Source organism: Streptomyces sp. HUAS TT7, from assembly GCF_051550175.1.
GTDB lineage: Bacteria > Actinomycetota > Actinomycetes > Streptomycetales > Streptomycetaceae > Streptomyces.
Genome location: NZ_CP196175.1, coordinates 2,212,849 through 2,237,053, shown reverse-complemented (window position 1 = coordinate 2,237,053; position 24,205 = coordinate 2,212,849). Strand labels below are relative to the sequence as shown.

Below are 24,205 nucleotides of genomic sequence, written 5' to 3'. Positions count from 1 at the left end.
GATGGAAGCGCACAGTCACTGGTTCAGTGCACAGATTTGCCCGCGAACGACGCGGGTCCCTAGGGAAGGAAATGCGCCGTGCGCGTACTCGTCGTCGAGGACGAGCAACTGCTCGCCGATGCGGTGGCCACCGGACTGCGCCGGGAGGCCATGGCCGTCGACGTCGTGTACGACGGCGCCGCGGCCCTGGAGCGCATCGGTGTGAACGACTACGACGTGGTCGTGCTCGACCGGGACCTCCCGCTCGTCCACGGCGACGACGTCTGCCGCAAGATCGTCGAGCTGGGCATGCCCACGCGTGTCCTGATGCTGACGGCCGCCGGAGACGTCAGCGACCGAGTGGAGGGCCTGGAGATCGGCGCGGACGACTATCTGCCCAAGCCCTTCGCCTTCACCGAGCTGACCGCCCGCGTGCGCGCGCTGGGCCGGCGCACCACCGTGCCGCTGCCGCCCATCCTGGAGCGGGCCGGCATCAAGCTGGACCCCAACCGCCGCGAGGTCTTCCGCGAGGGCCGGGAGATCCAGCTCGCGCCCAAGGAGTTCGCGGTCCTGGAGGTCCTCATGCGCAGCGAAGGCGCGGTCGTCTCGGCCGAGCAGCTCCTGGAGAAGGCCTGGGACGAGAACACCGACCCGTTCACCAACGTCGTGCGGGTGACCGTCATGACGCTGCGCCGCAAGCTCGGCGAGCCCCCGGTGATCGTCACCGTGCCGGGCTCGGGTTACCGGATCTGACGGCGATGGCCGCCAGTCCCGCGCCGCCGACGGCGCCCCCGAAGCCCACCTGGGCCCCGAAGTCCGCAGAGCCGCCCTTCCCGTGGCTCCGCCCCACCATCCGCATACGCCTCACGCTGCTCTACGGCGGCATGTTCATGATCGCGGGGATACTGCTCCTCTCGATCATCTATCTGCTGGCCGCCCAGGCCCTGCACGCGGGCAGTACCCCGTTCAAGATCGTGGACGGCCAGAACATCCTGGTCTCCAGCGGCAGCTGCCAGCTCCCGGAGCGAGGCACCCCCGGGGCCTTCAACGACGCCATCAGCACCTGCATGGCCCAGCAGCGCCAGCACGCCCTCGACAACCTCCTGAGCCGTTCCCTGCTCGCCCTCGTCGGCCTCAGCGTCATCGCCTTCGCCTTCGGGTACGCGATGGCCGGCCGCGTCCTGTCACCGCTCGGCCGGATCACCCGGACCGCCCGCAGGGTGGCCGGCACGGACCTGAGCCGGCGGATCGAGCTGGACGGCCCCGACGACGAGCTCAAGGAGCTCTCCGACACCTTCGACGAGATGCTGGACCGCCTGGAGCGGGCCTTCACCGCGCAGCAGCGGTTCGTCGCGAACGCCTCGCACGAGCTGCGCACCCCGCTCGCGATCAACCGCACGCTGCTCGAAGTGCACCTCTCCGACCCCGGCGCCCCGGTGGAGCTCCAGCAGCTCGGCAAGACGCTGCTCGCCACCAACGAGCGCAGCGAGCAGCTCGTCGAGGGCCTGCTGCTGCTCGCCCGCAGCGACAACGAGATCGTCGACCGCAAGCCGGTCGACCTCGCCGAGGTCGCCTCCCGCGCCATCGACCAGGCCCGGAACGAGGCCGACGCCAAGGGCGTGGAGGTCCGCGGCGAACGCGGCCTCGCGGTCGTCCAGGGAAACGGCGTCCTTCTGGAGCGCATCGCCCTGAACCTGGTCCAGAACGCCGTCCGGTACAACATCCCCGAAGGCGGCTGGGTCGAGGTCATCACCGAGCTCAGGGACGGCCACGCGACGCTGCTGGTGACCAACACCGGGCCGGTGGTTCCGGCGTACGAGATCGACAACATCTTCGAGCCGTTCCGGCGGCTGCGCACCGAGCGCACCGGCAGCGACAAGGGCGTCGGCCTCGGCCTGTCCATCGCCCGGTCGGTCGCGAGGGCGCACGGAGGCCGTATCATCGCGGAGCCCCGCGAAGGCGGCGGCCTCGTGATGCGTGTCACCCTGCCGGTCTGAGACGCTGCTCGAAGCCGTTTTGACAGTTCGCTTTGCGCGGAATTTTCGGGACCTGTTCCTGTGAGTTCCGTGTGTGATCAGTCACAAAGGCAAACATCCGGCCACCTACTCTCCGTGATCGTCGAATCCGCTGGAATCCCGGGAAAAGTCCGGGTTTCCAGGGGGTGAGATCACGGGAAGTACACGGGGTGGCGCTGGTGAAGTGCGACATTAGGACCGTGTACGGTCCCGATCGCCATCCAAGACGATCACTCTTGAGGAGTGCGGTTGGGTGTCGATTGAGTAACAGACCTTGATGTGAGGCAAAATCTCCGCCTCAGGTCGGGCACAAGTCCGGCCTCTCACGCGTTACGTGCGCTGAGACACCGCAACCACCCAGAGGGGGAGAGCGACATGGCAACGGACTACGACACCCCACGCAAGACCGACGACGACGTCGATTCCGACAGCCTTGAAGAGCTGAAGGCCCGGCGCAACGACAAGTCCACCTCGACTGTCGACGTCGACGAGTACGAGGCCGCCGAAGGCATGGAACTGCCCGGCGCGGACCTGTCCAACGAAGAACTCGCCGTCCGCGTCCTGCCCAAGCAGGCCGACGAGTTCACCTGCATGAGCTGCTTCCTCGTGCACCACCGCAGCCAGCTGGCCCGGGAGAAGAACGGTCAGCCGATCTGCCGCGACTGCGACTGAGCAGGCCGGCTGTGGCAGGCGCGAAACCGCCCCGGAAGCGACCGTTCCGGAGGAAGGGTGCCCCGGGTTCCACCGAGGCGCCACAGGGCGGCACAGGCCCGGCTGAAGGCGTGGAAGACCCCGCCGAGCCGGTCCGCCTCCCTGCGGCGAGCGCTGCCAACGGTGCACGTGACGCCGAGCGGGGCCACCAGGCCTCGCTCGAAGCAGCCGTCACGGCACCGGACACCAAGCACAAGGCGGGGCCCGCGGCCGGGGCCCGACGCCTGGACGCCCTGCGCAAGGGCGCTCTCGACAAGGGCGTTCCCGCCCTGAGGAAGAGCGTTCCGGCGCTCAAGAAGGGCGTACGCAAGAGCGGCGAGGGCGTGAAGGCCTCGCTCGGCCACCTTGCCGACCGGATTGTCGAAGTCGCCCCCCGCATTCCCGTGCGGGACCTGGCGACCCTGCGCGCCCATTTCCCGGGTCTCGGCCCGGAGGAGATCGCCGACAAACTGATCTCGGGCGCCGCCAACGGCACCTCCACGGTCGGCGCGGGAATCGGCGCGGCCGCGATGCTGCCCGTACCGCCCGCGATGCCCGCCGAGCTGGCCGCGGAGATCACCGGCGTCGCCGCCATCGAGCTGAAGCTCATCGCCGAGCTGCACGAGGTCTACGGAATGCGGCCGCCCGGCACGCTCAAGGAGCGTTCCATGGCCTATCTGACGTCGTGGACCGAGGAGCGCGGCATCGATGTCACCAAGCCGACGTCGCTCAACTTCGCGCTCGGCGGCCAGATGAAGCGCGAGCTGCGCCAGCAGATCATGAAGCGCATGGTCCGCAATCTGCCGAACCTGACGCCGTTCATGGTCGGCGCGGCCGTCGGCGCCGTGATGAACCGGCGGGACACCAAGAAGCTCGCCGGGCACATCCGCAAGGACCTGCGCGAGCGCCAGGTGCCCTGGGACGCGCTGCTGGAGCTGCCCGCCTTGGAACAGCCGGACAACCCGCTGCCGCAGGGGAAGACCCCCAGGGAGATCGGCCGCTGAAGGGCCGGTCTCAGGCGGTGCGGACCGCGTCGATCGCCGCCTTGAGCGCCTCGGGGTCCCGGGTCGAGAGGTAGGCGTACGGGGTCGGGTCCGCCGGGTCCGTGATCTCCACCTTCACCGCCGTCGGGATGTAGGCCCTCAGCAGCATGAACGCGCGCGGATCGGCCTTGTGCAGCCGCCAGGCCCGCGCCTCCTCGGCGTCCAGGATCTCGGGCTCGCCCAGCGCCTTCGTCGGGATCCGGGCCTCGCCGGCGACCAGGGTGTCCGGGAGCACCCGGATCCGCACCGACCCGTACGAACTCACGACCACCCAGGACGCCGCGGTGCCGCCGACGAAGCCGGCCAGCATCGGCAGGGTGCCCACCGGCAACAGCATCAGCGCGCACGCGACGCCGACGAGGACGGAGATGAACCACCAGGACCGGGGCGCGGTGAGGCGTTCTGCGTACTGCGGGGCATGGGGCTGCATGAAAGCTAGCTTGGCACGGCGCGACCTGCGCCTTGACCGCGGGTAAGGTCTGCGGCTGTGACTGCTACATCTGCGTCCCTGACGCCCCCGGCCGACGCCATAGCGCCGGTGCGGCACCCCGAGGCGCCCGCACCCGGCGAGCTGCTCGGTGCGCACTACGGGCACTGCTTCGGCTGCGGCGACGGACAGCCCCACGGACTGCACCTGGCCGCCCGCGCCGAAGAGGGCGTGCGGGTCACCGCCGAGTTCACCGTGCGCGAAGCCCACCAGGGCGCCCCGGGCCTCGCCCACGGCGGGGTGCTCGCCACCGCGCTGGACGAGACGCTCGGCTCGCTGAACTGGCTGCTGCGGGTGATCGCGGTGACCGGCCGTCTGGAGACGGACTTCGCCCGCCCGGTGCCGGTCGGCACGGTGCTGCATCTCCGGGCCGAGGTCACCGCCGTGGCCGGCCGCAAGATCTACTCCCGGGCCACCGGCCGCATCGGCGGCCCCGAGGGACCCGTGGCGGTCCGTGCCCAGGCCCTCTTCATCGAGGTGAAGGTGGACCACTTCATCGACAACGGACGTCCGGCCGAGATCCAGGCCGCGATGTCCGACCCCGACCAGGTCAGGCGCGCCCGCGCCTTCGAGGTGAACCCGTGACCCGTGAACCCGTAGATGTCCTCATCCGCCGTGTCGACCCGGAGGTGCCGATCCCGGCGTACGGGCACCCGGGCGACGCCGGAGCCGATCTGGTGACCACCGAGGCCGCCGAGCTCGCCCCCGGCGAGCGGGCGGTCCTGGCGACCGGCGTCTCCATCGCCCTGCCCGACGGGTACGCGGCCTTCGTGCATCCCCGCTCGGGTCTCGCCGCCCGCTGCGGTGTCGCCCTGGTGAATGCCCCGGGGACGGTGGATGCCGGGTACCGTGGGGAGATCAAGGTGATCGTGGTCAACCTCGACCCTCGCGAGAGCGTTCGGTTCGAGCGTTTCGACCGCATTGCCCAACTGGTCGTCCAGCAGGTCGAGAAGGTGCGCTTCCACGAGGTGGCGGAGCTTCCCGGCTCGGCGCGGGCCGAGGGGGGCTTCGGGTCCACCGGCGGTCATTCCGCCGTGGACGGTTCGGCCGCCAGTGGCGGCACTACGGGTGGGAATCGATACGCTTCGGTCGTATCCGACCGGGAAGGACAGTGACGTGTTCGGACGTCGCAAGAAGAGCGGTAACGCCGAGGACTCGGCGGGCGAGGCCGAGCAGGCTGTCGAGGGCACTGCGTCCGACGGAACCGACGCCGACGGAGCCGGCGAGGTGCGCAGGGTGAACCTGCCGCCCGCGCCCCGTCCGGACGGGCCGTGGGACCTCGCCGAGGTCACCGAGCCCGGCGAGGGCCGGGTGGACCTCGGCGGACTCTTCGTCCCCGGGGTCGAGGGCATGGAGCTGCGGGTCGAGGTCGCGGGCGACGCGATCGTGGCGGCCACGGTCGTGCTGAACGACAGCGCGGTCCAGCTGCAGGCCTTCGCGGCCCCGAAGAAGGAAGGCATCTGGGGTGAGGTCCGCGAGGAGATCGCCTCCGGCATCACCCAGCAGGGCGGCATTATCGACGAGGTCGAGGGCCCGCTGGGCTGGGAGCTGCGCGCGCAGGTGCCGGTGCAGCTGCCCGACGGCACCAACGGTGTCCAGCTGGTCCGCTTCGTGGGTGTGGACGGCCCGCGCTGGTTCCTGCGCGGTGTCATCTCCGGCCAGGGCGCGGTGCAGCCGCAGGCCGCCGGGCTGCTGGAGACGATCTTCCGCGACACCGTGGTGGTGCGCGGCGAGGGCCCGATGGCGCCCCGCGACCCGATCGTCCTGAAGCTCCCCAACGACGCGCAGATGGTGCCCGACGGCGTGCAGCAGGAGGACCAGGAGGGCTCGCGCTTCTCCGGCGGCATGGGCCAGCTCCAGCGCGGCCCCGAGATCAGCGAGATCCGCTGACCTCACCGCCGTACCGCACACAGAGGTGCCCGATGGGCCGCACTCCCGGACAGGGGATGCGGCCCATCGGCTTGTCCGGGGGGCATCGTCCGGGGGTATCGGGCGGGGCCATCGGCTCCTGAAGGCCTGCCCGGCCCCAACTGCCCATCGATGCGCGGGACTTGACGGGCACCCCGGCGCCCCCTAGGTTCAGCGGCCATCACTCGATGTTCACGAGAGCGCCTCTCATTCAGGTATGAGAACGGATGGCCCCCACATGCCCCTCCATACCAGACGCACCGCCCTGATGGCCGTGGCCGCGCTGCTGGCCACCCTCCTCGCCCAGTTCGCCACCCCGACCGGCCGGGCCGAGGCTGCCCCCGCCGCCTTCACGCATCCCGGCGTGCTCGTCTCGCGCGGCCAGCTCGACTTCACCCGTGCGAAGGTGCGGGCCGGCGCCCAGCCCTGGAAGGGCGCGTACGAACAGCTGGCGGCGAGCCCGTACGCCTCGCTGAGCCGCACGGCCAAGCCGCGCGCCACCGTCGAGTGCGGGCCCTACTCCGACCCCGACCGCGGCTGCACGGACGAGCGCGAGGACGCGATCGCCGCGTACACGCTCGCGCTGGCCTGGTACGTCACCGAGGACAGCCGGTACGCCAGGAAGGCGATCGAGATCATGGACGCCTGGTCGGCCGTGATCAAGAAGCACACCAACTCCAACGCCCCGCTCCAGACCGGCTGGGCGGGCTCCTCCTGGCCGCGCGCCGCCGAGATCGTCAAGTACACGTACGACGGCGGCTGGGCCAACGCGGGCCGGTTCGCCGCCATGCTGCGCACCGTCTATCTGCCCCAGGTCATCAACGGGTCCAATTCCAACGGGAATTGGGAGCTGACGATGATGGAGGCGGCCGTCGGCATCTCCGTCTTCCTCGACGACAGGGCCTCCTACGACAAGGCCGTCACGAAATTCCTCGGCCGCGTCCCCGCCTACATCTACCTCGCGAGCGACGGCGCCCTGCCGAAGACCGCGCCTGGCAGCGGGCTCAGCACGCGCGACCAGATCGTCAAGTACTGGCAGGGGCAGAGCACGTTCACCGACGGGCTCACCCAGGAGACCTGCCGCGACTTCACGCACACCGGGTACGGTCTCTCGGCGATCTCCCATGTCGCCGAGACCAGCCGCATCCAGGGCCAGGACCTCTACCCCCAGGTCGGCGAACGGCTGCGCCGGGCGCTCGGGTTCCAGTCCACCTACCAGCTCGGTGCGGTGCCGCCCGGCTGGCTCTGCGGCGGCAAACTCAAGCTGGGGCTCGGCCCGGTGACCGAGGTCGGCTTCAACGCCCTGCACAACAGGCTCGGTTACCCGATGGCCGACACCCAGACGCTGACCGAGCGGAACCGCCCGGCGGGCTCGAACAACCTCTTCGTGGCCTGGGAAACCCTTACCCACGCAGGCAATTCGGGCTGAATCCCCGCGATGCATTGCCCGGCCGGGTGCAACCTGCACATACTGGCGCCCGGCCGCGCACACGTACGTACGGGGGAGTCGGGCATGACGCAGAGCGCCAGCGCACAGGGCGGCGGGACGGCCGTCGCGGGGGAGCGCCCGGCCGGGCCGATGGTCCGCGTCGACAACCTCCACCGCTCGTACGGGAGCGGCGCCGCCGCCGTGCACGCGCTGCGCGGGATCTCCTTCGAGGTGCCGCGCGGCGAGCTCGTCGCCCTCAAGGGACGCTCCGGCTCCGGCAAGACCACCCTGCTCAACCTCCTCGGCGGACTCGACGAGCCCGACGAGGGCACCATCACCGTCGACGGCACCGATGTCGTGGGCCTGGGCGAACAGGACCTCCTGGAGCTGCGCCGCGACCGGATCGGCTTCATCTTCCAGTCCTTCGGCCTCATCCCCATCCTCAGCGCCGCCGAGAACGTGGGCGTCCCGATGCGGCTCAAGAAGGCCGACCCGCGCGAGCGCGAGGAGCGCGTCGCCCTGCTGCTCTCCCTCGTCGGCCTCGGCGACCACGCGGGGCAGCGCCCCGGCGAGCTCTCCGGCGGCCAGCAGCAGCGCGTCGCCATCGCCCGCGCGCTCGCCAACCGGCCGGCCCTGCTGATCGCCGACGAGCCCACCGGCCAGCTCGACGCCGACACCGGCCTCGCGGTGATGGACCTGATTCGCGCCGTGGTCCGCAGCGAGGGCGTCACCGCCCTGGTCGCCACCCACGACAGCCAGCTCCTCGGCCTCGCCGACCGGGTGCTGGAACTGAACGACGGGGAGCTCGTCGACCACGGCCCACAGCTGAACCGCGTGTGACCAGCGGGGCGGAGCATCAGAATCGCGTCAATACGCGACCCCCGTCCTACCCCCACCCCATTTGCCGGAATTATTGGCCGTAAGGTCGACGCAGCGTACGCAGCTGAATTCTGAAAGACAATGGGGCCATGGCACGCGGCAAGCTTCGGATCTACCTCGGCGCGGCACCGGGCGTCGGCAAGACCTACGCGATGCTGTCCGAGGCCCACCGCAGGGTGGAGCGCGGCACGGACTGCGTCGTGGCGTTCGTCGAGCACCACGGCCGGCCGCGCACCGAGGTGATGCTCCACGGCCTGGAGCAGATCCAGCGGCGCGAGATCGAGTACCGCGGCACCGTATTCACCGAGATGGACGTCGACGCCGTCCTGGAGCGCAGGCCCGCCGTCGCCCTGGTGGACGAACTGGCCCACACCAATGTGCCGGGCGCCCGCAACACCAAGCGCTGGCAGGACGTCGAGGAGCTGCTCGCGGCAGGGATCGACGTCGTGTCCACCGTCAACATCCAGCACCTGGAGTCCCTCGGCGACGTCGTCGAGTCGATCACCGGCGTACGCCAGCGCGAGACCGTGCCGGACGAGGTGGTGCGGCGGGCCGACCAGATCGAGCTCGTCGACATGTCGCCCCAGGCGCTGCGCCGCCGCATGGCGCACGGCAACATCTACAAGCCCGACAAGGTCGACGCGGCCCTGTCCAACTACTTCCGGCCCGGCAACCTCACCGCACTGCGCGAACTCGCGCTGCTCTGGGTCGCCGACCGGGTCGACGAATACCTCCAGCAGTACCGCGGCGAGCACGACATCAAGTCCACCTGGCAGGCCCGCGAGCGCATCGTCGTCGGCCTCACCGGCGGACCCGAGGGCCGCACCCTCATCCGCCGCGCCGCCCGGATGGCCGCCAAGGGCTCCGGCAGCGAGATCCTCGCGGTGTACGTGGCCAGGAGCGACGGCCTCACCTCCGCCTCGCCCAAGGAACTCGCCGTCCAGCGCACCCTCGTCGAGGACCTCGGCGGCAGCTTCCACCACGTCATAGGCGACGACATCCCGGCCTCGCTGCTCGCCTTCGCGCGCGGCGTCAACGCCACCCAGATCGTCCTCGGCTCCAGCCGCCGCAAGGCCTGGCAGTACATCCTCGGACCCGGCGTCGGGCAGACCGTGGCCCGCGACTCGGGGCCCGACCTCGACGTCCACATCGTCACCCACGACGAGGTCGCCAAGGGCCGCGGCCTGCCCGTGGCGCGCGGCGCCCGGCTCGGGCGGGCCCGCATCGTGTGGGGCTGGGCGGCCGGCGTGATCGGCCCGGCCCTGCTGACCGTCCTGCTCACCAATGTCGACGCGGACCTCGGGCTCGCCAACGACATGCTGATGTTCCTGACGCTGACGGTCGCCGCGGCCCTGCTCGGCGGGCTCGTCCCGGCGCTCGCCTCGGCCGCGGTCGGCTCGTTCCTCCTGAACTACTACTTCACCCCGCCCATCCACAAGATCACGATCGCCGATCCCAAGAACATCGTCGCGATCGTCATCTTCGTCCTGGTGGCCGTGTCGGTGGCCTCCGTCGTCGACGTCGCGGCCCGCCGCACCCACCAGGCCGCCCGCCTGCGCGCCGAGTCCGAGATCCTCTCGTTCCTTGCGGGCAGTGTCCTGCGCGGCGAGACCAGCCTGGACGCCCTGCTTGAGCGGGTCCGCGAGACCTTCGCCATGGAGTCGGTCGCCCTCCTGGAGCGCGTGAGCGACGTCGAGCCCTGGACGCGTGCGGGCAGCGTCGGACCGCACCCGGTCGCCCGGCCCGAGGACGCCGACGTCGACATGCCGGTCGGCGACCACATGGCGCTCGCCCTGTCCGGCCGGGTGCTGCCCGCCGAGGACCGCCGCGTGCTCGGCGCCTTCGCCGCGCAGGCCGCCGTGGTCCTGGACCGCCAGCGCCTGGTGGGGGAGGCCGAGGAGGCCCGCAAGCTGGCCGAGGGCAACCGCATCCGCACCGCGCTGCTCGCCGCCGTCAGCCACGACCTGCGCACCCCGCTCGCCTCCATCAAGGCAGCAGTGACGTCCCTGCGCTCCGACGACGTCGAATGGTCCGAACAGGACCGGGCCGAGCTCCTCGAAGGCATCGAGGGCGGCGCCGACCGGCTCGACCACCTCGTCGGCAACCTCCTCGACATGTCCCGGCTCCAGACCGGCACCGTCACCCCGCTCATCCGCGAGATCGACCTCGACGAAGTCGTGCCCATGGCGCTCGGCGGCGTCCCCGAGGACAGCGTCGTCCTCGACATCCCCGAAACCCTGCCCATGGTCGAGGTCGACCCCGGCCTCCTGGAGCGGGCGGTGGCGAACATCGTCGAGAACGCCGTCAAGTACAGCCCGCTGGAGAGCCCCGTCACCGTCGCCGCCAGCGGCATGGCCGAGCGCGTCGAGATACGGGTCACCGACCGCGGCCCCGGCGTCCCCGACGCCGCCAAGGACCGCATCTTCGCGCCCTTCCAGCGCTACGGCGACGCCCCGCGCGGCGCCGGGGTCGGCCTCGGCCTCGCCGTCGCCCGGGGCTTCGCCGAAGCCATGGGCGGCACCCTCGCCGCCGAGGACACCCCCGGCGGCGGCCTCACCATGGTCCTCACCGTCCGCGCCGCCCCCGGCCCGGGCCGCGCCCCCGCCGACCTCTCCGCCCAGGTCACCTCATGAACCGAACCGCTCAGCCAGTACACGCAGAAGGCAGGTATCCCAGATGACCCGGGTGCTCGTGGTCGAGGACGAGCCGCAGATCGTGCGCGCGCTCGTGATCAACCTCAAGGCACGGAAGTACGAGGTGGACGCGGCCCCCGACGGCGCGACCGCCCTCCAGCTCGCCGCCGCCCGCCACCCCGACGTGGTCGTGCTCGACCTCGGCCTGCCCGACATGGACGGCGTCGAGGTCATCCGGGGGCTGCGCGGCTGGACCCGGGTCCCGATTCTGGTGCTCTCCGCCCGCCACACCTCCGACGAGAAGGTCGAGGCGCTCGACGCCGGCGCCGACGACTACGTCACCAAGCCCTTCGGCATGGACGAACTGCTCGCCCGCCTTCGCGCCGCCGTACGCCGCGCCGAACCGGTCGGCGGCGCGGACGGCGCCGACGACGTGGTGATCGTCGAGACCGAGGGCTTCACCGTCGACCTGGCCGCCAAGAAGGTCAACCGCGACGGCCGCGACGTACGCCTGACGCCGACCGAGTGGCATCTGCTCGAAGTCCTCGTGCGCAACACCGGCCGCCTGGTCAGCCAGAAGCAACTGCTGCAGGAGGTCTGGGGGCCCTCCTACGGCACCGAGACCAACTATCTGCGGGTCTACATGGCGCAGCTGCGCCGCAAGCTGGAGCTCGACCCCTCGCACCCGCGCCACTTCATCACCGAGCCGGGCATGGGCTACCGCTTCGAACGCTGACGGCCCGAGCGGTGCCGAGATCGGTGCTGACCACACGCTTTGATCCCGTGGGGGTGTCCCCCGGTACGCTTTCTGTATGAGTGCTGACCTTCGTACCGAGAAGCCCGCGGGGCGCTTCCGCCGGATGCTCGACCGGCTGTCCACCTCGCAGGAGGACCTGCACTCCGCGGAACTGCAGGAGGACACGCAGGCCACGGGGTGCACCCGCATCTCCGAGTGCAGTGACCGCCAGATCGTCAAAGTGACTGGTACCTTGCGGACCGTCACCCTGCGACCGCGGGCGGGTGTGCCGGCCCTTGAGGCAGAACTCTTCGACGGCACCGCCCCGCTGGACGTGGTGTGGCTGGGACGGCGCTCGATCGTGGGCATCGAGCCGGGCCGCAAGCTCATCGCTTCGGGCCGGATCTCCATGAGCCACGGCCGGCGGGTCCTGTTCAATCCCAAATACGAACTCCGACCGCTCGGACAGGAGTAGCCGGTGACGTCAGTCGACAAGCCGACCACCGCCCCCACGCCCGCCAAGGCCGCCGACGACGCCAAAGCCGTGACCGAGGCCGCGCTCTTCGAGGCCTTCGGCGGGGTGCGCGGCATGGTGGAGACGGTCCTGCCGGGACTGCTCTTCGTCACGATCTTCACGGTCAACAAGGACCTGCACACCTCGGCGATCGCCGCCCTCGCGGTGTCGCTGCTGCTCGTCGTGGTCCGCCTGGTCCGCAAGGACACCATGAAGCACGCCTTCAGCGGCGTCTTCGGCGTGGCCTTCGGCGTGGTCTTCGCGATGATGACGGGCAACGCCAAGGACTTCTACCTGCCGGGCATGCTCTACACCCTCGGCCTGGCCCTCGCGTACATCGTGACCACCGTGTGCGGGGTGCCGCTGATCGGGCTGATCCTCGGCCCGGTCTTCAAGGAGAACCTGTCCTGGCGCACCCGCAACCCGGGCCGCAAGAGGGCCTACGCGAAGGCGAGCTGGGCCTGGGGGCTCATCCTGCTCGCCAAGTGCGCGATCCTCTTCCCGCTGTACTGGTGGGCCAACACCTCGCAGCTCGGCTGGGTCCTGATCGCCCTGAAGATCCCGCCGTTCCTGCTCGCGGTCTGGCTCACCTGGGTCTTCCTCGCGAAGGCCCCGGCGCCGATCGACGTCTTCGCCGAGATGGAGGCGGAGGAGGCGGCCGAGAAGGCCCGCAAGGCCGCGGCCGGCCAGGCGTAACCCCCAGCGCGGACGAAGGGCCCGGAACCGATGCGGTTCCGGGCCCTTCGCCCTGTGCGGAGATCAGTCCTCGCGGCGGACCGAGAGCAGGTCCTCCAGCTGCTCCTCGCGGGCCTGGGCGGCCACGAACAGCAGCTCGTCGCCGGCCTCCAGGGTCTCCTCCCGGCTCGGCGTGAGCACCCGCGTACCCCGGATGATCGTGACGAGCGAGGTGTCCTCCGGCCAGGCCACGTCCCCGACCTGCGTGCCCGCGATCGCCGACTCCGGCGGCAGCGTCAGCTCGACCAGGTTGGCGTCGCCGTGGCTGAAGCGCAGCAGGCGTACGAGATCGCCGACGCTCACCGCCTCCTCGACCAGCGCCGACATCAGACGCGGCGTCGAGACGGCGACGTCCACGCCCCACGACTCGTTGAACAGCCACTCGTTCTTCGGGTTGTTGACCCGGGCCACCACCCGCGGCACCCCGTACTCGGTCTTCGCGAGCAGCGAGACGACCAGGTTCACCTTGTCGTCACCGGTGGCCGCGATGACCACGTTGCAGCGCTGCAGCGCCGCCTCGTCGAGCGAGGTGATCTCGCAGGCGTCCGCGAGCAGCCACTCCGCCAGCGGCACCCGCTCCACCGAGATGGCGGTGGGCGCCTTGTCGACGAGGAGCACCTCGTGCCCGTTCTCCAGGAGCTCGCCCGCGATGGAACGGCCCACCGCGCCGGCCCCGGCAATCGCAACCCGCATCAGTGACCGCCCTCCTCGGGACCCTGGGCGAAGGCCGCCTCGACCTTTTCGACCTCGTCGGTACGCATCATGACGTGCACCAGGTCGCCCTCCTGCAGCACCGTCTGGGACGTCGGAAGCACCGCTTCGCCCAACCGGGTGAGGAACGCGACACGGACGCCGGTCTCCTCCTGCAGCTTGCTGATCTTGTGACCGATCCAGGCCGTCGAGGTGTGCACCTCGGCCAGCTGCACGCCACCGCTCGGGTCGCGCCACAAGGGCTCCGCGCCGGACGGCAGCAGCCGCCGCAGCATCTGGTCGGCGGTCCAGCTGACCGTGGCGACCGTCGGGATGCCGAGCCGCTGGTAGACCTCGGCACGGCGCGGGTCGTAGATCCGCGCCGCCACGTTCTCGATGCCGAACATCTCGCGCGCCACCCGGGCCGCGATGATGTTGGAGTTGTCGCCGCTGGAGACCGCGGCGAACGCCCCGGCCTCCTCGATGCCCGCCTCGCGCAGGGTGTCCTGGTCGAAGCCGACACCGGTGACCCGGCGCCCGCCGAAGCCCGAACCCAGCCGACGGAAGGCCGTGGGGTCCTGGTCGATCACCGCGACCGTGTGCCCCTGCTGTTCCAGGGTCTGCGCGAGAGCGGCTCCCACTCGCCCGCAGCCCATGATGACGATGTGCACGTCCCCTTACCCCGCACTCCTGGTCGCCCCGATGACCTGCGCAAACACCCTGCTCACTACTTCCTTCTCGGCTAGCCGGGCAACAGCGTGGCAACAGAAATCCACGTTGCCGCCTGATGAGCTTATGCGGCCCGCCCGGCGATGCACTCACTCAGTGCCCCCATCACGCAAACCCGTCGACGGGAGCCGGGTGGGCCTTATTCATACGCAACGCTTACGATCCTCTGCGTGTCCAAACTGACCGACGTGCCCAAACGGATCCTGATCGGCCGGGCGCTGCGCAGCGACAAGCTGGGAGAAACGCTCCTCCCCAAGCGCATCGCACTCCCCGTCTTTGCCTCCGACCCGCTCTCGTCCGTTGCGTACGCTCCCGGAGAAGTACTCCTGGTGCTCTCCGTGGCGGGTGTGTCGGCGTACCACTTCAGCCCCTGGATCGCGGTCGCGGTCGTGGTGCTGATGTTCACCGTGGCCGCCTCCTACCGGCAGAACGTGCACGCCTACCCGAGCGGCGGCGGCGACTACGAGGTCGCCACCACCAACCTCGGTCCCAAGGCCGGACTCACCGTCGCCTCCGCCCTGCTCGTCGACTACGTGCTGACCGTCGCCGTCTCGATCGCCTCCGGCATCGAGAACCTCGGCTCCGCGATCCCCTTCGTCGTCGAGCACAAGGTGCTGTGCGCCGTCGCCGTGATCGTGCTGCTCACGCTGATGAACCTGCGCGGCGTGAAGGAGTCGGGCAAGCTCTTCGCGATCCCGACGTACGTCTTCGTCGCCGGCGTCTTCATCATGATCGCCTGGGGTGCGTACCGGGGCCTGGTCATGGGCGACACCATGAAGGCGCCCACCGCCGACTACACGATCAGGGCCGAGCACCAGGGCCTGGCCGGCTTCGCCCTCGTCTTCCTGCTCCTGCGCGCCTTCTCCTCCGGCTGCGCGGCGCTCACCGGCGTCGAGGCCATCAGCAACGGCGTCCCCGCCTTCCGCAAGCCCAAGTCGAAGAACGCCGCCAGCACCCTGGCCCTGATGGGCGCGCTGGCCGTCACCATGTTCTGCGGCATCATCGCGCTGGCCATGAGCACCCACGTACGGATGGCCGAGAAGCCCGGCGAGGACCTGCTGCACAACGGGACCCCGCTCGGCTCCGGATACGTCCAGAACCCGGTGATCTCCCAGGTGGCCGAGGCGGTCTTCGGCAACGGCAGCTTCCTGTTCATCGTGCTCGCCGCGGCCACCGCGCTCGTCCTGTTCCTTGCCGCGAACACCGCGTACAACGGCTTCCCGCTGCTCGGCTCGATCCTCGCCCAGGACCGCTACCTGCCCCGCCAGCTGCACACCCGCGGCGACCGCCTCGCGTTCTCCAACGGCATCGTGCTGCTGGCCGGCGCGGCGGTCCTGCTCGTCGTGATCTACGGGGCGGACTCGACCCGGCTGATCCAGCTGTACATCGTCGGCGTCTTCGTGTCCTTCACGCTCAGCCAGACCGGCATGGTCCGCCACTGGAACCGCCACCTGGCCACCGAGCGGGACCCGGCCAAGCGCCGCCGCATGATCCGCTCGCGCGCGATCAACGCGTTCGGTGCGTTCTTCACCGGCCTGGTGCTCGTGGTCGTCCTGGCCACGAAGTTCACCCACGGCGCCTGGGTCGCGCTGCTCGGCATGGTGATCTTCTACGGAACGATGACCGCGATCCGCAAGCACTACGACAAGGTCGCGGAAGAGATCTCCGCCGCCGAGGAGCGCCCCGACGAGTACGTACGTCCCTCGCGTGTGCACTCCGTCGTCCTGGTTTCCAAGATCCACAAGCCGACCCTGCGAGCCCTCGCCTACGCCAAGCTGCTGCACTCCAGCCAGCTGGAGGCGCTCAGCGTCAGCGTGGACGCGGCCGAGACGAAGGCGCTCAAGGACGAATGGGAGCGGCGCGGCATCGACGTACCGCTGAAGATCATCGACTCGCCGTACCGCGAGGTGACCCGGCCGGTCATCGAGTACGTCAAGGGCCTGCGCCGGGACAGTCCGCGCGACGCGGTCAGCGTGTACATCCCCGAGTACGTGGTGGGCCACTGGTACGAGCACCTGCTGCACAACCAGAGCGCGCTGCGGCTCAAGGGCCGCCTCCTTTTCACCCCCGGCGTCATGGTGACCTCCGTCCCCTACCAGCTGGAGTCCTCCGAGGCCGCCAAGAAGCGGGCCCGCAGGCGGGCGGACTGGAACGCGCCGGGCTCGGTGCGACGGGGCCCGGTGTCCCGGCCCAAGGAGCCGAGCAACAAGAGCTGAGCCGTGCCTGTGGCGGGCGGCCGGGCGACACCCACGTAGACTGGTGGGCTGTCCCCCGGCCGCCCGCCGTTTTCCCCCCTTCCCTTCTCTTCCCTTCTGGAGTCACCCACCCATGCAGCAGAACGCACCCGAGCCGTCGCTGTCGTCGCTGGTCGGGGAGGAGTACGAGGTCGAGGTCGGCCCCGTCGCGCACGGCGGCCACTGCATCGCCCGCACCGCCGAGGGCCGCGTCCTGTTCGTACGCCACGCCCTGCCCGGCGAGAAGATCGTCGCCCGGGTCACCGAGGGTGAGGAGGACTCGCGCTTCCTGCGCGCGGACGCCGTCCAGATCCTGGAGCCCTCCAAGGACCGGGTCGAAGCCCCCTGCCCCTTCGCCGGCCCCGGCAAGTGCGGCGGCTGCGACTGGCAGCACGCCAAGCCCGGCGCCCAGCGCCGCCTCAAGGGCGAGGTCATCGCCGAGCAGCTCCGCCGGCTCGCGGGCCTGACCCCGGAGGAGGCCGGCTGGGACGGCACGGTCGTGCCCGCCGAGGGCGACAAGCTGCCCGCGGGCCAGGTCCCGGCGTGGCGCACCCGCGTCCAGTACGCGATCGACGACGAGGGCCGCGCGGGCCTGCGCAAGCACCGCTCGCACGACGTGGAGCCGGTCGACCACTGCATGATCGCCTCGCCGGGCGTCTCGGAACTCGGCATCGAGAAGCGGGAGTGGCCGCAGCTGGCATCGGTCGAGGCGATCGCGTCCTCGGGCTCGCACGACCGCCAGGTGGTCCTCACCCCGAACCCCGGCGGCCGCCTCCCCCTGGTGGAACTCGACAAGCCGGTCTCCGTCCTCCGGGTCGAGGAGAAGGACGGCGGAGTCCACCGCGTCCACGGCCGGGCCTTCGTCCGCGAGCGTGCGGACGGCCGCACCTACCGCGTCGGCATGGGCGGTTTCTGGCAGGTCCACCCCCAGGCCCCGGACACCCTGGTGAAGGCCGTGATGCAGGGCCTGATGCCGCGCAAGGGCGAGATGGCGCTCGACCTGTACTGCGGCGTCGGACTGTTCGCGGGCGCGATCGCGGAGCGCGTCGGCGAGACCGGAGCCGTCCTCGGCATCGAGTCCTCCAAGCGAGCAGTGGAGGACGCCCGCCACAACCTGGCCGACCTGCCCCGGGTCCGCATCGAGCAGGGCAAGGTCGAGCAGGTCCTGCCCCGCACGAAGATCACCGAAGCGGACCTGATCGTCCTGGACCCGCCCCGCGCGGGCGCCGGCAAGCAGACGGTCAAGCACCTGGCAGCCCTGGGCGCCCGCCGCATCGCCTACGTGGCCTGCGACCCGGCGGCCCTGGCCCGCGACCTGGCGTACTTCGCGGCGGCGGGCTACAAGCCGCGGACGCTGCGGGCGTTCGATCTGTTTCCGATGACGCATCATGTGGAGTGCGTGGCGATTTTGGAGCCTGCCGAAAAGGCCAGCTGACCTGCGGTTTCTTTCAGTGTGCGTTATGTGCGTTATGTGCGATATCTTGACGCATATTCGACGCACGTGAGGCCCTCCTGACGCACGTTTGACGCACGTTCTGATGAGGCGTCAGGCGGCCGTTCTTGCGGGTGGCTGTGCGTCGGGTGGGGCCTGTCGGGTTCCTTCTTTGCTATCTCTTGGGCCAAGGGCCGTCGGTTATGGCCTGGTTTGGGGCTCAGTAGGAGCGGGGTCCGTACGGGCTCCAGTCGCCGAGGAAAGGCTTGAGGTCGTCGCCACTGGGCTTCGGTGGGGAGGGCAGCTTCGGCGCTGCGGCGGACTCGGCGAGGTGTTGGAGGCGGGCATCCGCGAAGGCGAGCCACGCCTCGATCTCGGTCTTTTCTTGCCCAGGTGGCAGTGATGTGGCGCGGTCACGTACTGCTGTGACGTATTCGGTCAGCCGCTTGGCCCGGTGCCAGGCGTCTGCCTGTTCTCCGAGGTGTTTGACGAGATAGGCGTGGGCGTACGCGGCGCGGGCTTCCTGCATCGCGGCTTCCCAGCGCTGCTGCTGCTCCTCTCGGGCTTGCTGATCTGCGCGGCGTTCGCGTTCGGCGGCCTCGCCACGGAGGTCGACTTCCTGCGCGATTTCGGCGAGTTGGTCTTCCAGCGGCCGGTCGGGGAGGTCGGCCCATTCGCTGGCGCGGTGCGGGTTGCCGCCGCTGAGGATGAAGCGCAGGCGGTTTGAGGGGGTGTAGTCGAAGCGGGCGATGCGCATCCATGAGTACTTCTTGGCGTCGGCGAGTTCCTTGTCGGTGGGGATGTGTTCGCTGCGGTCCTGTTCCTGCAGGACGAGGAATCCGACGCTTGCGCCTTGGGCGGTGATGGTGAAGTGCGGTGGTGCTTTGCGGCGCCGATGGGGTGGGGGAGCGCCCTGGGTGGTTCCGAGTGCTGCCTTGTGGCCATGTGTTTCGGTCGCGGTGACGAGGGCCTGGATGATGCGCAGGGCTCGGCCTTGGACGAGTTTGGTCAGACCCATGGGCTGTGGCAGCTTTTGAAGGGCAGCCACGATGGAGTGGGGTTTGGTGAGTCTGGCCGGAACGGGGAGTGGGGTGAGTTCGTCGAGGCGCCAGGCGGGGATGTCTACGAGCTTGATTTCGTAGCCGCGGTGCGTGCGGTATCCGTAGAGCTCCTGCGTGTGAGGGATCTTGCCGGACTTGCGGGCGGCGCTGACCCGTGACGCCCAATTCACTGCGTGCGGGCCGGATTCGAGGGGCTTGACGAGACAGCCATCGTTCGCGGCCAGTTCTGAGAGGAGCTGGTCCGCGTAGTTCGTACGAGCCTGCGGCACAGTTCTGGGACGTGCTGCTGGTGTCCGATTACGGCCGGGCCTCTCAGGTGGTTCAGCGCTCTGCTCCACCGGACAGTTGTCCCGGGCGGTGAGATGCTGCCGCCCTTTGTCGGTGAGCTGGGCGTTCCAATGCCCGCGACGCTTGGTGATTTTGATGAGCCCTCGACTCTGTAGGGCCTGGGCGCTGGTCTTGTAAGTGCTGTCCGTCCAGAATCCGTTGGGGCACCCCCGGCCCACCCAGTCGAGCACCGCCTGCTGCCGCTCGTTGAGAGCCGGGCGCATGTAGTCCCTCCGTGGTTCTCCGCTCGTGCTGCAGAGAGAATGCCCGTCCGCATCCGTTGCATTGAGGTGGCTGCCGGTCTCGAGGGTGCGTTCCCGGTGCTGGTACCTGGTGACCGGCAGCGTGGGGCGTGCCGTCGGCCGATCCTGCCCCGCTTGCGGGGACAGCCCGCCTCAGGTCACAAGGAGTCGGAGACCGTGAGATCGGGCGCCGATAGGACCGTGCTCCGTCGACGTCCCCCTGTACCGTTGATGCGACCGCGCTGTCGCTGGGGTACTGGGAGGGAACACAGCTTCAGGGGGCGCGCGGGGCAGAACGTAGTGACGTCTTCGGCGTGTGGCATCAGGTATTCCCTGTCGCATGCTGTTGGCGGTTGCCTCCGGTATGGAGATCACCGGACTCACACCGATCTTTCTGAGGACCATGAACGCATTCCGCAGCTGGTACGAGGAGCTCAGCAGCCTCAGCCGGGACATCGTCTTGGAACATCTCTGCGCAGATGTTCCAGTGCCGCTGGAGCAACTGGCTCAAAAGCATGTCCTCTCCCGGGAGGTAATAGGGCAGCGCTGTAGCTATCTCAGTTACAGCTTCAAGCAGTGCTTGTCGGACAGTTCGGTCCCGAATGGCTGGATAGCCCAGGTTGAACTTGAGCTTCAGCAGCCGCGTGTAGTCAGCGGACTCCTCTACCGCTACCCCTGGCTTGGCGAGAACGTTGGGGGCGGGCTCACGACCCTGCGCTTTCTCACCGGTATGTACTGGCAGGGCGCAAGCACTGACGCGAGCGGGCAGTGGATCTACGGTTCTGATCTGCGAGAATGCGCGGCTGAGACGGTGCGAGTGCTCGATCTCTGCTCCGACGAGGTCATGAGCCTGTCGACAGCGACCCGTCTTTTCGAAGCGAGTGGAGCCCCGGTACCCGAAGATCCTGATGACCTGGACGCTTGGCTGGTCCACTGCGGGTTCGCGCGCGATGGAGATCAGATCTCGCAGTCTCTCCCAGACGACCCCGACGCTCTGGCTGAGTCGGTCGTCGAGGAGCCCGAGGACCTGCCCGAGCTCGTGCAGCGGCTGACTCAGCTCCTCCAAGTAAACGAAAATCCCGTCGCCAATCTCACTCTCGGTGAAGTATTGCAGAGGGCGGGCGCACTTGATGGCGAGCTGGGTGAGGTTGTATGCCAGCTTCGGGATGCGATGTTCTTGGGTGATGGATTGTGGGTCATTCCCGGGAAAAAAGCTGTCCGGAGGGTCGAACGAGCGGGAGAGTCGGCCGATGATCTGCGACCGTCCGCTGACGAGGGGAGTGGTCGGACTGTAAGTTCCAGCATGAGTGAGCACGGCGAGATCATTGCGGAGAGTGACATTCCTTCTCTTGCTGACGGCTCGCACGTCCCAGAGGGGCAAGAGCCGGTGGGCCAGGGCGCTCGGCGCCAGAAACCGCTCCGTAGCGACTTTGATCGATCTGCGGCTCCCGCAGATCGCATCGCGAACCTGCTCGAAGACAAGCCTGAGGGCTTGAGTAGCTCGCTCATCAGGCATGCTCTTGGCGGGGCAGTTTCTCAGGAACAGGTGATAAAGGCGCTCTTTGGAGATGACCGCTTCGCTATCACGCATCAAGGAGCGTGGTACCTGCAGAGTTTATTCGGGATGTCTTCCCCGTCTGCTGATGCCCCTGAGCATCCCCTCTTCACCTTCGCTGAAGAACCTGTCGACGCCGCTCCCTCGGCCAGTGGAACAGCTGTTGGGTTCCGGGCTGCGGCTGGGGGGGCCAGCGCGGGCGGTGTCGCACAGCACGGAAACGACAGGCTCGACAAGATCGAAGCGGCGCTTCGTGAGGTAGACCGTCCACTGAGCATCGATGAGCTGAAGGCGCAGACGGGCATCACGCTTGGCAACCCCTATCTGAGACAGCAGATCGAGGCGGATCCGCGCTTCAGTCGGAGCCAGAAGACGATGTGGGCTCTGACCGAGTGGGGTATGCCTGTCTACAAGCCGATCAAGGAGTTGGTCTCGGACCTGGTCGACGCCCACGGCGGTGCGATCGCTGCCGACGAGGTCATCCGGCTCCTCCGGCGTGACTTTGAGATCAAGGAGTCGAGCCTGAGGCAGACCATGTCCTCACCTCCCTTCGCTACCCGCGGTGGAACGGTCCGTCGTCTCGGGGAGGACATTGGTGAGAGCGAGGTGTCTATTCCGGCTGGCCGGTCTGCGTCGCCCGAGGAATCCGGACGGCCGGACGATGAAGCGCCTGACGTAGACGACCTCATGGGCAAGATGGGACTGATCTGATGGCTGAGGAACCTCGACTGCGTGGGTGCAGCCTGGAGTCTGACTACCGCAGCGATCGCAGTCACCTGGTCGAAGACTTCTATCTGCCCGCCCTGGCGGCCTCCACCACGTACGACCGGGCCGTGGGCTACTTCGCGGCTTCAGTGATTGCCACGCTCGGACAAGGCATCGACGACTTCACCGAGCGCGGCGGCACCATGCGGATCATCGCGTCTCCTTACCTTGAGCCAGCAGATATCAAGGACATCGAAGAGGGCTACGAGCTGCGCGAAGTCCTTCACCGAGCCGCCGTACGGGATCTTGAACAGGCAGTGGAAGACCAGCGCGCTGCGCGAGGACTTGGCAAACTTGGGCGTCTGGTCGCCGAAGGACGCATCGATTTCAAGCTGGCGTACGTCGAAGAGCGCGGCCGTGTCGGGATGTACCACGAGAAGATCGGTGTCTTCCGGGACGGGCGCGACATCGTCGCCTTCAAGGGGAGCGCGAACGAGACCCGCTCGGGTCTCGTCGGCAACTTCGAAGCGATCGAGGTCTACCGCAGCTGGGACCCTCGGGACACCGATCGTGCTGCACGGATAAGCAAAGACTTCGAAGACCTGTGGCACGACCGGACTCCGACGCTGCGCGTCGTGCCGTTCACTGAAGCAGCCAAGGCGGCTGTCGAGCGCAGCGCACTGGCGACTACTGGCCGCTACGAGCTGGACGATCTTCCGACTGGCGGGGCGCCCATCGTGATGTCTCCGCAGCCGCCGGCCGGAGCGCTAACGATCCCGCAGAGCCTGGTGGTGCGCGACTACCAGAAGGAGGCGGTGCAGAACTGGTTCCGCAACCAGTGCCGCGGCATCCTGCGCATGGCCACTGGTACGGGGAAGACCCTGACCGCGCTCTCTGCTGCAGCTCAACTCGGATCGTTCTTGCGGAAGAACGATGACAACGCCTCGCTGCTCGTCATTGTCGTGGCCCCGTTCCAGCACCTGGTCGATCAGTGGGCCAAGGACATCGAATGGTTCGGCGTGACCCCGCTTCGTGCGTACGAGTCGTCCAGCAAGTGGTCTCCACGTGCCCATGCCCTCCTGCAGAACCTCGCCCTGGGCGGCATGAGCGGCGGAGTCATCGTGACCACCAACGCCACCTTCGGCGGCGACACCTTCCAGAACTTTCTCGTTGCCTACGGGGGCCAGCTTCTCGTTATCGCGGACGAGGCACACAATCTCGGCGCTCGGCACCTTCGCACTCAGCTCCCAGAGAAGGCTCAGTACCGACTCGGCCTGTCAGCGACGCCGGAACGCTGGTTCGACGATGAGGGAACTGACGCCCTCACCGGCTACTTCGGCGAGATCGTCTTCGAGATGGGCATTGGCGAGGCCATCCGTTGCGGAGCCCTGTGTCGTTACACCTATACGCCTGTCCTTGTGGAGCTGGACGACGAAGAAGCTGAGCTCTATGCCGAGACCAGCGCGAAAATCGCCCGGCTCATCGCGTCAGGTACGGACTTGAGGGAGACAGCCGATCGCGACAGCCCGCTTGGCCGGCTCCTGAAGAAGCGCGCGGACATCATCGGCCACGCCCGGGGCAAGCTGGAGGTCCTGCGTACGGAGCTCGAGAAGCGCCGGGAGACCAGCCACCAGCTGATCTACTGCGCGGAGGGCAAGCACCCGCTCCTCTACGAGCAGGGCACCGAAGGGCCACGCCAGATCGACCAGGTGATGGATATGGTGGGCAATGAACTTCAGTTGGCTGCCGCCCGCTACACCTCCGAAACGAAACGACCCGCGCGGCAGGACATCCTTCGCCGCTTCGAAAGAAACGAGCTGCAGATCATCTCGTCCATGCGCTGCCTTGACGAGGGCGTGGACGTTCCTGAGTCGCGCACTGCCTACCTCATGGCGAGTTCGTCCAACCCCCGCCAGTTCATCCAGCGCCGCGGTCGTGTACTACGGAAGGCCCCTGGAAAGGACCGGGCAGACATCGTCGACTTCGTCGTCGTACCGCCCGTGGGAGGCGAAGCGATTCAGTACGAGACCGAACGCAACTTGCTCCGCCGCGAGTTCGCTCGGGTCGAAGAGTTCGCCTACCTCGCCGAGAACGAAGCAGTCACCTTGGACGTCCTGCGCCCCGTGCGCGAGCGCTACGGCCTGTTCGACACCTGAGACCCACACCAAGATCCCCTCATCTA

The 24,205-nt window shown here is 68.8% G+C and carries 21 protein-coding genes; 17 read left to right on the top strand and 4 right to left on the bottom strand.

Features of this window, described 5'->3' with window-relative positions; translation table 11 throughout:
- The first annotated feature begins 78 nt into the window (after positions 1-78).
- The 4 genes from ACSHXC_RS09920 to ACSHXC_RS09905 all read left to right on the top strand — a co-directional run bounded on the left by ACSHXC_RS09920 (position 79) and on the right by ACSHXC_RS09905 (position 3,688).
- The gene (locus ACSHXC_RS09920; RefSeq protein ID WP_053725484.1) at positions 79-732 is read left to right on the top strand and encodes a response regulator transcription factor; all 654 of its coding nucleotides are present in this window, start codon (positions 79-81) and stop codon (positions 730-732) included.
- Between the two features lie 5 nt (positions 733-737).
- The gene (locus ACSHXC_RS09915) at positions 738-1,976 is read left to right on the top strand and encodes a sensor histidine kinase (RefSeq protein ID WP_438291230.1); all 1,239 of its coding nucleotides are present in this window, start codon (positions 738-740) and stop codon (positions 1,974-1,976) included.
- Between the two features lie 393 nt (positions 1,977-2,369).
- The gene (locus ACSHXC_RS09910; RefSeq protein ID WP_053725482.1) at positions 2,370-2,666 is read left to right on the top strand and encodes a DUF4193 domain-containing protein; all 297 of its coding nucleotides are present in this window, start codon (positions 2,370-2,372) and stop codon (positions 2,664-2,666) included.
- Positions 2,667-2,677: 11 nt separating this feature from the next.
- A complete protein-coding gene (locus ACSHXC_RS09905) occupies positions 2,678-3,688 on the top strand; it encodes a hypothetical protein (protein WP_438291229.1) in 1,011 nt (336 codons plus the stop codon).
- A gap of 10 nt (positions 3,689-3,698) precedes the next feature.
- On the opposite strand, the gene ACSHXC_RS09900 is transcribed toward ACSHXC_RS09905, so the two are convergent.
- Positions 3,699-4,157: a DUF3093 domain-containing protein gene (locus ACSHXC_RS09900; RefSeq protein ID WP_438291228.1), complete on the bottom strand. Its 459-nt coding sequence runs from the start codon at positions 4,155-4,157 to the stop codon at positions 3,699-3,701.
- A 57-nt stretch (positions 4,158-4,214) separates the two neighbouring features.
- Here ACSHXC_RS09900 and ACSHXC_RS09895 point away from each other — a divergent pair, with 57 nt between their 5' ends.
- The 9 genes from ACSHXC_RS09895 to ACSHXC_RS09855 all read left to right on the top strand — a co-directional run bounded on the left by ACSHXC_RS09895 (position 4,215) and on the right by ACSHXC_RS09855 (position 13,009).
- Positions 4,215-4,799, top strand: coding sequence for a PaaI family thioesterase (locus ACSHXC_RS09895; RefSeq protein WP_438291227.1), 585 nt, complete (start codon positions 4,215-4,217; stop codon positions 4,797-4,799).
- The gene (dut, locus tag ACSHXC_RS09890) at positions 4,796-5,329 is read left to right on the top strand and encodes a dUTP diphosphatase (RefSeq protein WP_189965494.1); all 534 of its coding nucleotides are present in this window, start codon (positions 4,796-4,798) and stop codon (positions 5,327-5,329) included. The genes ACSHXC_RS09895 and dut overlap by 4 nt, the downstream gene beginning before the upstream one ends.
- A 1-nt stretch (position 5,330) precedes the next feature.
- Positions 5,331-6,104 (top strand): DUF3710 domain-containing protein, encoded by a 774-nt coding sequence (locus ACSHXC_RS09885; RefSeq protein ID WP_344380068.1) that lies wholly within the window; start codon positions 5,331-5,333, stop codon positions 6,102-6,104.
- Positions 6,105-6,360: 256 nt separating this feature from the next.
- A complete protein-coding gene (locus ACSHXC_RS09880) occupies positions 6,361-7,551 on the top strand; it encodes an alginate lyase family protein (protein ID WP_438291226.1) in 1,191 nt (396 codons plus the stop codon).
- Positions 7,552-7,635: 84 nt separating this feature from the next.
- Positions 7,636-8,391: an ABC transporter ATP-binding protein gene (locus ACSHXC_RS09875; RefSeq protein WP_438291225.1), complete on the top strand. Its 756-nt coding sequence runs from the start codon at positions 7,636-7,638 to the stop codon at positions 8,389-8,391.
- Between the two features lie 128 nt (positions 8,392-8,519).
- Positions 8,520-11,063: an ATP-binding protein gene (locus ACSHXC_RS09870; RefSeq protein WP_438291224.1), complete on the top strand. Its 2,544-nt coding sequence runs from the start codon at positions 8,520-8,522 to the stop codon at positions 11,061-11,063.
- Positions 11,064-11,106: 43 nt separating this feature from the next.
- Entirely contained in the window at positions 11,107-11,799 is a 693-nt protein-coding gene (locus tag ACSHXC_RS09865) for a response regulator (RefSeq protein ID WP_438291223.1), read from the top strand.
- A gap of 76 nt (positions 11,800-11,875) precedes the next feature.
- A complete protein-coding gene (locus tag ACSHXC_RS09860; protein ID WP_078966308.1) occupies positions 11,876-12,274 on the top strand; it encodes an OB-fold nucleic acid binding domain-containing protein in 399 nt (132 codons plus the stop codon).
- Between the two features lie 3 nt (positions 12,275-12,277).
- Positions 12,278-13,009, top strand: a complete 732-nt coding sequence (locus ACSHXC_RS09855) for a DUF3159 domain-containing protein (protein WP_438291222.1) — start codon at positions 12,278-12,280, stop codon at positions 13,007-13,009.
- 63 nt (positions 13,010-13,072) lie between these two features.
- Here ACSHXC_RS09855 and ACSHXC_RS09850 read toward each other — a convergent pair whose 3' ends face one another.
- On the bottom strand, positions 13,073-13,741 hold the full coding sequence (locus ACSHXC_RS09850) for a potassium channel family protein (protein WP_438291221.1): 669 nt from the start codon (positions 13,739-13,741) through the stop codon (positions 13,073-13,075).
- Positions 13,741-14,409 (bottom strand): potassium channel family protein, encoded by a 669-nt coding sequence (locus ACSHXC_RS09845; protein ID WP_189965509.1) that lies wholly within the window; start codon positions 14,407-14,409, stop codon positions 13,741-13,743. Before ACSHXC_RS09845 ends, ACSHXC_RS09850 begins: the two co-directional genes overlap by 1 nt.
- 228 nt (positions 14,410-14,637) lie before the next feature.
- Between ACSHXC_RS09845 and ACSHXC_RS09840 the strand changes: the two genes are divergently transcribed.
- Both ACSHXC_RS09840 and ACSHXC_RS09835 read left to right on the top strand, forming a co-directional pair.
- Positions 14,638-16,683 carry an APC family permease gene (locus ACSHXC_RS09840; protein WP_438291220.1) on the top strand — a complete coding sequence of 682 codons (2,046 nt, stop codon included), beginning with the start codon at positions 14,638-14,640 and terminating at the stop codon, positions 16,681-16,683.
- Between the two features lie 112 nt (positions 16,684-16,795).
- A complete protein-coding gene (locus ACSHXC_RS09835) occupies positions 16,796-18,136 on the top strand; it encodes a class I SAM-dependent RNA methyltransferase (protein ID WP_438291219.1) in 1,341 nt (446 codons plus the stop codon).
- Positions 18,137-18,353: 217 nt separating this feature from the next.
- Here ACSHXC_RS09835 and ACSHXC_RS09830 read toward each other — a convergent pair whose 3' ends face one another.
- Complete coding sequence (locus ACSHXC_RS09830) at positions 18,354-19,745, bottom strand: hypothetical protein (protein WP_438291218.1); 1,392 nt, start codon at positions 19,743-19,745, stop codon at positions 18,354-18,356.
- A gap of 358 nt (positions 19,746-20,103) precedes the next feature.
- Here ACSHXC_RS09830 and ACSHXC_RS09825 point away from each other — a divergent pair, with 358 nt between their 5' ends.
- Both ACSHXC_RS09825 and ACSHXC_RS09820 read left to right on the top strand, forming a co-directional pair.
- Positions 20,104-22,029 (top strand): hypothetical protein, encoded by a 1,926-nt coding sequence (locus ACSHXC_RS09825; RefSeq protein WP_438291217.1) that lies wholly within the window; start codon positions 20,104-20,106, stop codon positions 22,027-22,029.
- On the top strand, positions 22,029-24,179 hold the full coding sequence (locus ACSHXC_RS09820) for a DEAD/DEAH box helicase family protein (RefSeq protein ID WP_438291216.1): 2,151 nt from the start codon (positions 22,029-22,031) through the stop codon (positions 24,177-24,179). The genes ACSHXC_RS09825 and ACSHXC_RS09820 overlap by 1 nt, the downstream gene beginning before the upstream one ends.
- The last annotated feature ends 26 nt before the right edge of the window (positions 24,180-24,205 follow it).